This window comes from Delftia sp. DS1230, assembly GCF_040112715.1.
Classification (GTDB): Bacteria; Pseudomonadota; Gammaproteobacteria; order Burkholderiales; family Burkholderiaceae_C; genus Comamonas; species Comamonas tsuruhatensis.
Genome location: NZ_CP157763.1, coordinates 5,666,587 through 5,679,437 on the forward strand (window position 1 = coordinate 5,666,587; position 12,851 = coordinate 5,679,437).

Annotated in this window: 9 protein-coding genes; 4 read left to right on the forward strand and 5 right to left on the reverse strand. The window is 68.8% G+C overall.

Features of this window, described 5'->3' with window-relative positions; all coding sequences use genetic code 11:
• Positions 1–6 precede the first annotated feature (6 nt).
• From AAN986_RS25510 to AAN986_RS25525, 4 genes are read left to right on the forward strand one after another with little or no spacing between them, the layout of a single operon-like run.
• Positions 7–1,548 carry an FGGY family carbohydrate kinase gene (locus AAN986_RS25510; protein ID WP_047218509.1) on the forward strand — a complete coding sequence of 514 codons (1,542 nt, stop codon included), beginning with the start codon at positions 7–9 and terminating at the stop codon, positions 1,546–1,548.
• Positions 1,545–3,227, forward strand: coding sequence for a glycerol-3-phosphate dehydrogenase/oxidase (locus AAN986_RS25515; RefSeq protein WP_047218510.1), 1,683 nt, complete (start codon positions 1,545–1,547; stop codon positions 3,225–3,227). Before AAN986_RS25510 ends, AAN986_RS25515 begins: the two co-directional genes overlap by 4 nt.
• Positions 3,221–4,771, forward strand: a complete 1,551-nt coding sequence (locus AAN986_RS25520) for an FAD-binding oxidoreductase (protein WP_047218511.1) — start codon at positions 3,221–3,223, stop codon at positions 4,769–4,771. The genes AAN986_RS25515 and AAN986_RS25520 overlap by 7 nt, the downstream gene beginning before the upstream one ends.
• Position 4,772: 1 nt before the next feature.
• Complete coding sequence (locus AAN986_RS25525) at positions 4,773–5,339, forward strand: glycerol-3-phosphate responsive antiterminator (protein WP_012203049.1); 567 nt, start codon at positions 4,773–4,775, stop codon at positions 5,337–5,339.
• An 8-nt stretch (positions 5,340–5,347) separates the two neighbouring features.
• On the opposite strand, the gene AAN986_RS25530 is transcribed toward AAN986_RS25525, so the two are convergent.
• The 5 genes from AAN986_RS25530 to AAN986_RS25550 all read right to left on the reverse strand — a co-directional run bounded on the left by AAN986_RS25530 (position 5,348) and on the right by AAN986_RS25550 (position 12,838).
• Positions 5,348–6,442, reverse strand: a complete 1,095-nt coding sequence (locus AAN986_RS25530) for an AbrB family transcriptional regulator (RefSeq protein WP_047218512.1) — start codon at positions 6,440–6,442, stop codon at positions 5,348–5,350.
• A gap of 72 nt (positions 6,443–6,514) precedes the next feature.
• Positions 6,515–7,090: a hemerythrin domain-containing protein gene (locus tag AAN986_RS25535; protein ID WP_082138097.1), complete on the reverse strand. Its 576-nt coding sequence runs from the start codon at positions 7,088–7,090 to the stop codon at positions 6,515–6,517.
• Between the two features lie 92 nt (positions 7,091–7,182).
• Positions 7,183–8,046, reverse strand: a complete 864-nt coding sequence (locus AAN986_RS25540; protein ID WP_047218513.1) for a nucleotidyl transferase AbiEii/AbiGii toxin family protein — start codon at positions 8,044–8,046, stop codon at positions 7,183–7,185.
• Positions 8,034–9,119 (reverse strand): type IV toxin-antitoxin system AbiEi family antitoxin, encoded by a 1,086-nt coding sequence (locus AAN986_RS25545; protein WP_047218514.1) that lies wholly within the window; start codon positions 9,117–9,119, stop codon positions 8,034–8,036. The genes AAN986_RS25540 and AAN986_RS25545 overlap by 13 nt, the downstream gene beginning before the upstream one ends.
• Positions 9,120–9,244: 125 nt before the next feature.
• Positions 9,245–12,838, reverse strand: a complete 3,594-nt coding sequence (locus AAN986_RS25550) for an LAGLIDADG family homing endonuclease (protein WP_047218515.1) — start codon at positions 12,836–12,838, stop codon at positions 9,245–9,247.
• Positions 12,839–12,851 lie beyond the last annotated feature (13 nt).

The window sequence follows — 12,851 nt, forward strand, 5'->3', positions numbered from 1 at the left end:
CACCCCATGCACCATGAAGCCGTGATCCTTTGCATCGACGAAGGCACCTCGGGCACGCGCGCCGCCGTCGTGGGGCGCGACGGGCAGGTGTCCGCCCAGGACTATCTGCCGCTGGAAATCCACTGCCCGCGCCCCGGCGTGGTCGAGCAGGACGCCGACCTGCTGCTGGAGCGCACGCTGGACGTGTGCCGCCGCGCCATCGCCCGCGCCCAGGGCAGCGGCCAGCAGATCGTGGCCCTGGCCATTGCCAACCAGCGCTGCTCGGCCGTGCTCTGGGACACGGCCACGGGCCGTTCGCTGGCGCCCATCATGGTCTGGCAGGACTCGCGCCACCGCGACGAACTGGCCGTGCTGGCCGGCGACTGGGATGCGCGGCTGATCCGTCACGCGGGCCGGCCCGTGGGCGTGCGTTCGCCCTACCTGTGGGCCGCGCACAAGCTGCGCGAATGCCCGGCCGTGGCCCAGGCCTGGCAGCAGCGCCGCCTGGCCTTCGGTACCATCGACTCCTGGCTGCTGTGGCATCTGTCGGATGCGCGCGCCGTGGTCACCACGCCCACCAATGTGACCTCGGGCAACGCCTATGCGCTGGGCGATCACCGTTATCTGCAGGACTGGCTGGACGCGCTGGAGTTTCCCGCCGAACTGCTGCCCCGCCTGTGCGAGGACGTGCAGGACTTCGGCCGCACGCGCACCGAGCTGCTGGGCCTGGCCGTGCCCATCCTGGCCTGCGCGGGCGACCAGCATGCGGCCGCCGTGGGCCTGGGCTGCCTGGAGCGGGGCCAGGCGCTGTGCGTGCATGGAACGGGCAGCTTCGTCGATGTGCTCACGGGAACAAAGCTGCCCGCGCATGACGCGGCCCATGAAAGCTCGCTGACCATGACCGCGCGGCGCATGGGCGGTGTCTCGCGCTATGCCATCGAGACCTATGTGCCCACCACGGGCTCGGCGCTCAACTGGATCTGCGAGAAGCTGCAGTGGTTCGACAACCCGCAGCAGATCAGCGCCCTGGCCCGCGAGGCCGAGACGCCGGCCGACCTGGTCTTCATCCCCGCGCTCACGGGCCTGCGCCTGCCGGCCATGGAGCCGGGCGCGCGGGCCTCGATCTCGGGCGTGTCCATGGCCACCTCGCGGCCGCAGCTGGCGCGCTCCATCCTCGAAGGCATTGCGCATTCCGTGGCCTCCTGCGTGCAGGCCGACGAGGCGGCCGCAAACACCGAGGTGGGCGAGCTGCTGGTGGGCGGCGGCCTGTCGGGCAGCGATGCGCTGCTGCAGATCCAGGCTGACCTGGGCGGCCTGCCCGTGCGACGCCTGGCCGATACCGACAAGGCCAGCCTGCGCGGCATCGCCTTCATGGCCGGCAGCGCAGGCCTGCTGTGGGACGGGCTGGAGCAGGCCTGCGCCACGCTGCGCACCGAAGCGGTCTTCACCCCGCGCATGGCCGCCGACGAGCGCGGCGAGCGCCGCCGCATCTGGCGCGCCCGCGTGGGCGACGAACTGGCCCGCGCCCGGGCCCCCGGGCGCAGCGCCGCCCTGGAGGGCTGCGCATGATGCAATGGCCCTTTGGCAAGGAGCGCAGGGACAGCGCCGCACTGACCCAGACCGCGCCGCTGCAGCTACAGCGCGCGGACCAGCTCGCGCGGCTGGGTGACGAGGCCTTCGACCTGCTGGTCATCGGCGGCGGCATCACCGGCGCCTATGCGGCGCTGGACGCCAGCCTGCGCGGCCTGCGCGTGGCGCTGGTGGAGAAGGACGACTTCGCCTCGGGCACCTCGTCCAAGTCCTCCAAGATGGTGCACGGCGGCCTGCGCTACATCGAGCAGGGCAACCTGGGACTGGTGCGGCACTCGCTGCTGGAGCGCCAGCGCCTGCGCCGCAATGCGCGGCACCTGGTGCAGCGCCTGCCCTTCCTGTTTCCCGTGATGGAGCGCGACGGCGTCTTCGACGCCCGCCTGGCCAAGGCCTTCGGCAGCCTGCTGTGGACCTACGACCTGGCCGGCGGCTGGCGCGAAGGCATCCTGCACCGCAAGCTCGGCAAGGCCGAGGTGCTGTCGCACTGCCCGACCTTCCGCGAAGAGCAGCTCCTGGGCGGCTACATGTACTTCGATGCGCGCGTGGACGATGCGCGGCTCACGCTGGCCGTGGCGCGCACGGCGGCCTTCCATGGCGCGGCCGTGCTCAACCATGCCCGGGCCACCGCCATCACGCGCAACGCCCACGGCGGCGTGGACGGCGCCATCGTCCAGGCCGATGGCCGCGAGATCACGGTGCGCGCACGCAGCGTGGTCATGGCCACGGGCGTCTGGCTGCGCGACTGGGATGGCCGCAGGCCCGACCAGCAAGCGCAGCTGCACGTGCGCCCCGCCAAGGGCGTGCACGTGGCCATTCCCTGGCTGCGCATACGCAACGACTGCACCGTCACCATCCCCGTGCCGGGCCGCAGCCGGCGCGCCACCATCACGCGCTGGGGCGATGTCTCCTACCTGGGCACCACCGACGAGGACTACGCGGGCGGCCTGGACGATGTGCACTGCACGCGCACCGAGCTGGACTTCCTGCTGGAAGGCGCGCGCTCCGCACTCAAGGTGGACCTGTCGCCCGAGGACGTGGTCGGCTCCATCGCCGGCTGCCGCCCCCTGGTCGGCCCGCCCGGCGGCAAGACCGTGGAGATGAAGCGCAACCACGAAATCCATGTGGCAGCCGACGGCCTGGTCACCATCGTCGGCGGCAAGCTCACCACCTCGCGCCACATGGCCGAGCAGACCGTGGACGCCGTGGAGAAACTGCTGGGCCGGCGCACGCGCTGCACCACCACCTCGGCCTTTGTGCTGGGCGCGGCCGGCTACGACGCCCAGGCCATCACGGCCACGGGCGGCCTCTCGGCCCACCTGGGCGAGCGCTACGGCACGGAGGCGCGCTTCGTCAGCGACCTGCTGGCCGCACGCCCCGAACTGGCCCGGCCCATCGTGCAGGGCCTGCCCCATACCGAGGCCGAGGTCCTCTACGCCGTGCGCCACGAAATGGCGGCCAGCGTGGACGACGTGCTCTCGCGCCGCCTGCGCGCCCGCCTCATGGCGCGCGATGCCTCGGCCCACGCCGCGCAGCGCGTGGGCGACATCCTGGCCGATGAACTGGGACTGACACCCGCGCAGGTAGCGCAACAGGTCCACGACTACCGCCGCGCCGTGGAGCGCGAAAAACAGATTTTGATGGGAGACATCCAATGCTGAGCAAAGACGCAATCGCCCGCGGCTACAACCGCCGCAACTACGTGGTGGGCGCCCCCACGACACCGGGCTGGGCGGCGCAGGCCGCACCCGCAGCCGACCGCCCTGCCTCCGAAGGTCCTGCCTGCGGCCTGCAGCACGAACCCGTGGCCGTGCCCGAGGCCGCGCTCGCCGCGCTACGCGCCGCCTGCGACCGCGTGCAGACCGAGCGCGCCGACATCATTGCCGGCACGCGCGACTGGTGGGCGCGCACCATGGTGGCCGAGACCTCGGGCCACCCGGCCACGCCGCAGGCCGTCATCGCCCATGCATCCACCGTGGAGCAGGTGCAGGCCGTGATGCGCATTGCCGACGCGCACGCCATTCCCGTCACCGTCTCGGCCGGGCGCAGCAACGTCACGGGCGCGGCCCTGCCCCTGCGCGGCGGCATCGTGCTGGACCTGTGCGAACTCAACCGCTTCATCGCCATGGACGAGCAAAGCCAGATCGTCGAGGTCGAAGCCGGCATGTTCGGCGACGTGTTCGAGGAAACCATCCAGCGCCGCCACGGCATGACCATGGGCCACTGGCCCTCGTCCTTCGGCATCAGCACCGTGGGCGGCTGGGTGGCCTGCCGGGGCGCGGGCCAGCTGTCCACGCGCTACGGAAAGATCGAGGACATGGTCCACGGCATGGACGTGGTGCTGGCCGATGGCCGCCTCGTCACCGTGGGCGGCTACGCGCGCGCGGCCATCGGGCCGGACCTGCAGCAGCTGTTCATCGGCTCGGAAGGCACGCTGGGCGTGATCGTGCGCATCCGCTTCAAGCTGCACCGCCTGCCCGACCACGGCCGCGCCATCGCCTATGGCTTCGCCAGCTTTGCCCAGGGCCTGGAGGCCTGCCGCCAGATCCTGCAGCAAGGCGCCAACCCCGCCGCGCTGCGGCTGTATGACGCGCTGGAAAGCGGCGTGCAATTCGGCCGCAGCGACCTCAACGTGCTGCTGATCGCCGACGAAGGCGCGCCCGAGATCGTCGATGCCGTCATGGCCATCTGCGAACGTGTGTGTGCACCCTTGGGTGAACGGCTGGACGGCGCCGCCACCCTGGAGCGCTGGCTGGACACGCGCTACCTGACCGGCAAGAGCGCCGAGGGCTTCAAGAAAAGCCCGGGCTTCGTCGCCGACACGCTGGAGATGTGCGGCCCCTGGAAAGACCTGCCGGCCATCTACGAGGAAGTGGTCGCCGCCCTGCAGGCCATCCCCGGCACCCTGGCCGGCTCGGCCCACCAGTCGCATGCCTATGTGGATGGCGCCTGCCTGTACTTTTCGCTGCGCGGCGAGGTGGCCGTGGACCAGCGCGCCCAGTGGTACCGCGCGGCCTGGGACGCGGCCAACGCCGTGCTGCTGCGCCACGGCGCCACGCTCAGCCACCACCACGGCGTGGGCCTGCTGCGCGCGCCCTACATGCGGCAATCGCTGGGCCCGGCCTTTGCCCTGCTGGAGGCCACCAAGCGCATGCTGGACCCCAAGAACCTGCTCAACCCCGGCAAGCTGGGGCTGGACCTCTGACATGGGCCGCCCGGACAACTCCCTGGGCGCGCGGCTGGCGCGCCGCCCCGTCATCGCTACCCTGTACGGGGCCGAGCAGATGGACGCGCTGCTGGCCAGCCAGGCCGAAGTCGCCATCGTCGCCAACATCGAACTGCGCCGCCTGCGCTCGGTGATCTCCACCATCACCGGGGCGGGCAAGATCGCCATCGTCAACATCGACAGCTGCGACGGCATCTCGCCCGACAAGGGCGGCGTGGACTACCTTGTGGACCTGGGCGCCAGCAGCCTGCTGTCCACGCGCGTGGCCACCATCCAGCGCGCCAACAAGGCCGGGCTGCTGACCATGCAAAAGGTCTTCGTCACCGACCGATCCACCTGGCCGCGCAGCATCAAGGCCGTGGAGCAGAGCGACCCCAACCTCGTGCAGATCATGCCCGCCCCCATGCTGGCCCACATCACCGAGGCCGAGCGCCGCATCTTGCCGCCGCTAGTGGCCTCGGGCTTCGTCTGCAGCCAGGAGCAGGTCCAGCAGGCGCTGGCCGGTGGTGCGATTGCGGTGTCTACCAGCGACAGTGGGCTGTGGTGAGGTGGGCCCTAGGCCGTGCGCGACGCGGCCGGCCCGCGCGCCTCCACCCAGCGGAACAGCGGCGCCACCAGCAGCAGCACGGCGATCAGCCGGCAGACCTGGAAGGCCGTGACCACGGGCACGCCCAGCTGCAGCACCTTGGCGGTGATGGCCATCTCGGTGATGCCGCCCGGCGAGGTGCCCAGCAGCAGCGTGACCCAGGGCAGGTCCACGGCCAGGTGCAGCAGCCAGGCAAAGCCCGCGCAGATCGCCATGAGCCCCACGGTGCCCACGGCCACGGAGCCCAGCCAGCGCGGCGCGGTGTGCAGGAATTCGCGCTTGAAGCGCACGCCCAGGCTGATGCCGATCACCAGCTGCGCCGCATTGACCAGGGCCTGGGGCACGGCTGACAGTTCCTGGCCGCACATGGTCAGCAGCATGGACACCAGCAGCGCGCCCAGGAACCAGGGGTTGGCCCGCTTGAGCCGGTCCATGGCCCAGGCGCCCAGGCCCGTGAGCACGGCCAGCAGCGCCAGCCCCGGCCATTCGACGATGCGGATGCTGGGCGGCGTCAGCCCCTCCAGCCCGTGCAGGCCGCTCCACTGCAGCGCAAACGGAATGCTCACGGTGACGATGACCAGGCGCAGGCTGTGGCTGGCCGCCACCAGGTCGGTGCGCGCGTTCTCGCGCTCGGCCAGCAGCGTCATTTCAGAGGCCGCGCCAATGGCGCCCGCGAAGTAGGTGGTGGCGCGCATCTCGCCAGTCGGTATCTGCGGCATGCGCGGCGCATGTACGCGGTACAGCCAGGCGCCGAAGCCCCAGCCCAGCAGCAGCGCCCAGACGATGGCCACGGCAATCGCCCACCACAGCCCCGCGATCAACTGCACCACGGCCGGCGTGAAATACAGGCCCAGCGAGGCGCCGATGATCCACTGCCCGCCGTTGCGCAGCCGGCCCGCACTGGCCGTGGGCGCGCCCAGGATGGAGGCCAGCGAGGTGGCGATCAGCGGCCCCAGCATCCAGGGCAGCGGCGTGCGCAGCCACAGGCACAGCTGGGCGGCGGCAAAGGCGCCCAGCAGGGTCAGTGCGATGCGAAGCAGGAAAATGGGGCGGCGCTCGGGCATGGCAGGCGAGGCGGGGGCAGGTCCAAAGCCTGCGAGTATCGCCGCGCCGGCTCCCGCGCGCTGCCGGCGGCGCTATCTCCGTGACAGGTCCGCGCCGCGCCGCACGGCCATCTCACGGCCCATGGCCGCCTGCGTTGCCTCTGGCAGCAGGCCGCGCGCCTGGGGGTAGGCCAGCTGCTCTTCATTCTCGACATGGCTGGCATAGCAGGCCGCGAAGCGTTCGAACACCGCCTCGTCAGCCGCGCCAAAGCCCTGGGACCGCCCCTCGGCCATATCCAGCAGCGGCTGGCGCGCCAGCGCCCAGTCGGCGCTCATCAGGCCGTGCTCGCGCTGCAGGCGCTGCACCAGGGCCACGGTCTGCGCATCGCCCTGCTCCAGCAGCGGCGGGAAGACATGCAGCTCCTCATCCTCATGGTGCAGCGGCGCCGCCTGGTCGAAGTAGCGCAGGATGTCGCGCGCCGCCTGGCGTGCGCTGTCGTCGCAACCTTTGGTCTGGAGATGCACGCGCAGCCGGTCCAGCAGCGCCAGCATGCGCAGCACGCGCTCATGGCAGGCTTCGAGCATCTCGAAGGGCTGGTCGAAGCCCGTGCCGGGCGCGCGCCAGCCGGGCACGGCATCGCCCTGCGGGCGTTGACTCATCAGCTGCATATGCAAGTCCTTGGATGAAAAACTCTTGGCTTCCATTGCTCACCATAAGTCGCAAGCGGGCACTGAATGAATGGCGGCTGCGGGCGTCTTGCTCATAGACCTAGCGCGCGCAACCATGCATGCACCTGTCCAAAGGCGTCAAGCTGCCACTGGTCCGCAGAGCGTTCCCCCAGCGTCCTGCTTTCCTCAACGAACCGCCGGACGCAGGTGGGTCCGAATCCATCGGGAGAATCAAACTTCCCGGCAATGAATCGGTATCCGGCGAGGCCCTCCGGGTGATCAAGCAATGGCCGGCAGGCTGCAGCCAGCGCGTCAATGCCGCCAGGGTAGTTACGGACGCAGTAGTAGATGTCGTAGGCGTCCTTGTGCTTGTAGCGGCCATGGATTGCATGACCTTTCATTGCCAGCAGTGCCGGGATGGAGCAGACGGCCACCTCGACCCGGTTCGTCCCGCCGTTGGGCATCGCTCCAGAGATCGGAATGAACTCGCAGAATCTCAGCGCCAACTCGGCGCCGCTGGCCCGCTGCACAGCAAAGTTGTCCACCAGCGGTGGATCGTTCTTCGCGGTCACAGCGTCTCGCGGCCTCAGAAAGTCCACGATGACGTCGATCAGCGGGCCTCCATCGCGGGCATCGATCTGCCGCACGAGTTGAAAGCGCCGCAGGCTCTCGCGCTGCTCGTAACCATGACTTTTCAGTGACTCTATGAGGTGGGCATACTCGCCGCCCCCCAATGCTGCGGCGTCCAGGCTCAGATCGACGTCCAGCGTCCCCACATGGCGCATGTCATTCTGATTCAGGAGCAGCCAAGGCACCGCACCACCCACGACGGCATACCTGCCTTTGTAGCTGCCCAGGATTTGGCCGATCTCGATCAGGACGGATTTGACGGCCGCCGTCGTACGGTCGTCGTAGTCATTTGCGGATTGAGGCTCGCCAGCGGTCATCCCTGCCATTGCAGCCTTTCCCGACGCAGATGCTCAGCCGCTTCGCGGCCACGCTCACCCGACACGTACAGATCCAGATAGGTCTGGACTGGACTCGTGCAATGAATACCGCCTGCTGCTTCGACCGAGTCATTGAACAGGGCAAGGTCGTCAAGGACGGTGACCACCACGTTCTCACCCCGGCCTGCTGGCGAAAGACTCAGGAACTGGCGCAGTCGGTCTGCCCCTTCTTCGTCGGCATAGAAGTAATGCGTCCCGGCGCGTGCATAGGGCGCCAGCCAGTTGGCCGCCGAGAACGAGGAAAGAATGGCGAGCCCGTCATCCGCCAATGTCGGTCCCAACTTCCGAACCGCGTCCTCGAACAAGGCCCCATGCAGGGTCGTGTAGAAAGCTCGGCGGTCCGCGCCAGGGGGCGCATAGTCGTCGCGCCATGCATCAAGCAGCCCGTCGGGATTGGAGAGGAAGACCCCCTCTTCGGACACTTCAGCCCATCCCCTGTCCAGCAGGCTATTGCGCACATTGCTGACATGTCCGACGCTGACAAGCGATGCCTCGGCCAAATCCGCTACCCGCCAACTCTTCGATGGATCTCGCAGCATGGTACGAAGCACCGAAGCGGACTTGGGCTTGAACAGCGAGCGCAACTGTCGCCGCTCCGCTGGCGGCTTGCCTGCCACACTGCGCGACATGAAGAAGCCGGGAAACACGATGCGCGCGTTTCCCTCGAAGTCAAGGTAGCCGACCCCGTTTTCCGTGCACAGCGCGCGGGCGTCTTCGGAGAGATAGGGCGCAATGAAAACAGGCGTGACCAAGTCCGAGCCCTGCTGTCTGCCAACGTACGTCTTGAGCTGCAGCAACGCCTTCGGCACATACCGGGGCTGCCCGCTTGACTTCACTTCGCCCACAAGAACGTGGCGTCGCCCCCCGAAATCGACATGGCAGACCAGGTCCACCGACACGTCCTGGATATCGTTGCCGGCCTCGATATCGAGCACCGTGAGCCCGGGCGCTTCTCCCAAGGCTGCTCGCAGCGCATCCACGGCGCGTTGCTCGATATTCACTGGATCAGCAGTTTTCAACATTCGCTGAAAATAGCACTTTTGGTGAAAATTTCAACCGAATTTCAATGAAATGGCTGCATTCAGCAATTGCTGAACACAGCAAAACTACTGAACGCCATTTTTTGAAAACCACAGCGAACTGCCCTTCACCCGCAACTCCCCAGATGGCCGCAGGCCGTGCAGTACTCGCAGCCGTCCTTGCGGATCACGGCATGGGCGCCGCATTCCTCGCATTTGCGGCCGGCCATGACCATGGGGTCGGTGGCCAGGGCCTCGGGCTCGGGCAGCGGCGATGGGGCGGGCGGCGCGCCGCTGCCGCGCCGGGCCAGGATGTTCTGCACCGCATAGGCGATGGCGGCCACCTCGGAGTCGTGCCACATGGGCACGCGTGTGCCGTCGTCGCGCTGGTGGGTGCCCAGGCGCACGGGGCCCCGGTCCCAGGCCACCTTGCGCATGTCGCTGAGGGCGCGCTCCAGGAAGCCGCCGCGCGCGGCCAGTGACAGCAGGCGCATGCTGGAGGTCACCCACTGCTGGGATTCGCCGCTCTGGCCCACGGGCATGAAGAATTCGATGGCGCGGTCCACCGTGCGGCCATCGGGCAGCACCACGGGCAGGAAGGAGACGACCAGGTACAGGCGCTTGGGGCCTTGCTGGGTCCAGTACTCGATCTTCTCGGCCACGGCGTCCAGCGCGCCCTGCGGGCGGCTTTCTATCACGGTGCGCAGCGGGTCGGGTGCGGAAGCCCCGGCCCCTGCCGGCGCGGGGGAGGCCGGCTTTTCAGCAGATTCGGGCGCATGGGTTTCGAGCACGGCGCCCAGGATGGTGTTGGGCCGGTAGGTGGCCAGGCCCTTGAGGCCGGCCTTCCAGGCCTGGCGGTACAGGTCCTTGAAGTCCTCGTAGGGATAGTCGGCGGCCACGTTGACGGTCTTGGAGATCGCCGTGTCCACGAAGGGCTGCACGGCCTGCATCATGGCGATGTGGCCGGCCGCAGGCATCTGCAGCGCGCTGACGAAGTAGTCGGGCAGCTGCTGCACGTCGCCGCCCAGCGAGCGGTACAGGCGCCAGGCATGGTCCTCGACCGCGTACTCGGCGCTGCCGCCATCGGCCGTGCGTTTCTTGCGCTTGTAGGTCCAGGAGAACGGCGGCTCTATGCCGTTGGAGGCGTTGTCGGCAAAGGCCAGGCTGACCGTGCCCGTGGGCGCGATGGACAGCAGGTGGCTGTTGCGTATGCCGTGCGTGCGTATGCGCTGGCGCAGCGCATCGGGCAGGCGGCTGGCGAATGTGCCTTCGGCCAGGTAGCCATCGGCGTCGAACTTGGGGAAGGCCCCCTTCTCGCGCGCCAGCTCCACCGAGGCGCCATAGGCCGCATCGCGCATGCGCTCGGCAATGCGCGCGGCCATGGCACGGCCCTCGGGCGCGTCGTAGCGCAGGCGCAGCATGGCCAGCGCATTGCCCATGCCGGTGAAGCCCACGCCGATGCGCCGCTTGGCCTCGCTTTCCTCGCGCTGCTGCGGCAGCGGCCACCAGGTCAGCTCCAGCACGTTGTCCAGCGCACGCACCTGCACGCCCACGGCGCGCTCGAAGGCCTCGAAGTCGAACACAGGCTCGCCCGCGAAGCCGAACGGATGGCGCACGAAGCGCGTGAGGATGACGGGGCCGAGGTCGCAGCATCCGTAGGAGGGAAGCGGCTGTTCGCCGCAGTTGTGCACATACAGGCCATTGGCGTCGAAGGCGTGGCAGTCTGCCACCGTGACGTCATAGACCATTTCCTCGCCGTCGCTCTCCAACGCCTGGACGGTGGCAGTGAAGCGCTCACGGTTCGGGGTGCGCCGGTACTGGGCCAGGGCCTGCTCCAGCCGTTCGGCCTTGTCGGTATCCGCAAGGCCTATGCGGTCGGCAAAGATGCCAAGATTGTCGCCGCTGATGACCAGTTCATGCTGTGCCTGGGTTGCATAGTCGCGCTGGCCGCCTTTGCCGTCGGGCATGGCGCGCAGTTGGGCTGGCCGACGGTTCTCATAAATCGTCGACGCCATGCCCTGGCGCAGCAGCATGCGCTGCACGGTACGCAGCAACTCAGAATCGCTCTGGGACAGGCGCAGGCTCACGCCCTTGTCCTGTGTGCCCTGGACCGATCCATCGGCATCAAACAGGCCGCGCAGCAGCCCTGCGGAAAATGCAGAAGAGGCCGCTTCCATGGACTTGGTGATGCACTTGCACCCTGGCTCCATCCCCATGCCAAGCGCCAGATCGCGCAATGCGGCACTGGCCATGCGCGCCTCGCCACGTCCCGCCACTGGCCGCTGGAATCCACGGAAATCCGCACGGTGGCGCAAGCTGGCTGCTGCAGCCTCAGCGGCCTGCATGATGCCTGCCGCGCCCGTGGCGGCATAGGCCACCGCACTGCTGGCGTTGCCTGCGACCTGGCGCAGCTCGGGCGCCCATACGCTGATCACGGCCTTGTCGGCCTTGAGGGTTCCATCGCCTATCAGCAGGCCCAGCAGGTAGCCTTCGGCCTCGGTGCCCTGCCCATCCCAGCCTTGAAACGCACGGTGGTTATGAAGCAGTACCTCGTCGCCTGCCTGCAGTTGGGCGGCCGGAGTCCATTCGGCCTGCAACGCATAGCGCGTGCGGCGAGCGACACGCCGCACCAGATGGTCTGCGGTCAGGCGCAGCACCTGGCCCTCGCGTGTAGTCAGCCGCAGCACCGGCTTGCGGCCGGTGGCAAAGAAGCCCGCGCTTTCGGTGGCGTAAACCTGGCCGTCGACCACGGCGCCAAATGTCTTTCCGACGAGGTCTGCAACCTGGGCTGGTCCCGACTCGGTGAGTACCCAGGTATCTGCCGTGACGCAAGGATTCGTCGCCGCGATCTCCTCGCAGTAGCGCAGGTTGTTGTCGTCGTTGATGTGGTCCAGGAAGAGGATGCCGGGCTCGGCGAAGTCGTAGGCCGAGCGCATGATGGTGTCCCACAGCGTGCGGGCGGGCAGGGTCTGGTAGACCCACTGGCCGTCGGCGCGCTGGTGGGCACCCTGCTCCAGCAGGGCGGCGCCGGGGCGGGCGCGGTGCACCAGGTGCCAGGGCTGGTCTTCGGCCACGGCCTGCATGAAGGCGTCGCTGACGCCGACCGAGACGTTGAAGTTGTTCCAGCGGCCCGGCGTGCGCTTGGCGGTGATGAATTCGAGCACGTCGGGGTGGTCGATGCGCAGTACGCCCATCTGGGCGCCGCGCCGCGCGCCCGCGCTTTCCACGGTGGCGCAGGACTGGTCGAAGACGTTGATGTAGCTGCACGGGCCCGAGGCCAGCGAGGCGGTGGCGCGCACCTCGGCGCCACGGGGGCGGATGCGCGAGAAGTCGTAGCCCACGCCGCCGCCACGGCGCATGGTTTCGGCGGCTTCGCGCAGGGCTTCGTAGATGCCGGGGTAGCCGCCGTCGTCCACGCCCTGGATGCAGTCGCCCACGGGCTGCACGAAGCAGTTGATCAGCGTGGCCTGCAAGTCGGTGCCGGCCGCGCTCATGATGCGCCCCGCGCCTATGGCGCCGGCCTGCAGGTTGGCCAGGAACAGGGCCTCGCATTCGGCGCGGCGCGCCTCGGGCTCGACCGAGGCCAGGGCGCGGGCCACGCGGGCGTAGAGCTCGCCCACGCCGGTCTCGCCGTTCTTGAGGTATTTCTCGCGCAGCACATCGAGGCTGATGGGCTGCAGATCCGCCGCGTCCTGCGCGCGGCCCAGGTTTTCGCGATGCATTGGCATGGCTCCC

Coding starts and splice junctions, on each gene's coding strand:
- AAN986_RS25520 (WP_047218511.1), top strand. CDS start 3,221: ATGCTGAGCAAAGACGCAATCGCCCGCGGCTACAACCGCCGCAACTAC.
- AAN986_RS25530 (WP_047218512.1), bottom strand. CDS start 6,442: ATGCCCGAGCGCCGCCCCATTTTCCTGCTTCGCATCGCACTGACCCTG.
- AAN986_RS25540 (WP_047218513.1), bottom strand. CDS start 8,046: ATGGCAGGGATGACCGCTGGCGAGCCTCAATCCGCAAATGACTACGAC.
- AAN986_RS25545 (WP_047218514.1), bottom strand. CDS start 9,119: ATGTTGAAAACTGCTGATCCAGTGAATATCGAGCAACGCGCCGTGGAT.
- AAN986_RS25535 (WP_082138097.1), bottom strand. CDS start 7,090: ATGCAGCTGATGAGTCAACGCCCGCAGGGCGATGCCGTGCCCGGCTGG.
- AAN986_RS25515 (WP_047218510.1), top strand. CDS start 1,545: ATGATGCAATGGCCCTTTGGCAAGGAGCGCAGGGACAGCGCCGCACTG.
- AAN986_RS25550 (WP_047218515.1), bottom strand. CDS start 12,838: ATGCATCGCGAAAACCTGGGCCGCGCGCAGGACGCGGCGGATCTGCAG.
- AAN986_RS25510 (WP_047218509.1), top strand. CDS start 7: ATGCACCATGAAGCCGTGATCCTTTGCATCGACGAAGGCACCTCGGGC.
- AAN986_RS25525 (WP_012203049.1), top strand. CDS start 4,773: ATGGGCCGCCCGGACAACTCCCTGGGCGCGCGGCTGGCGCGCCGCCCC.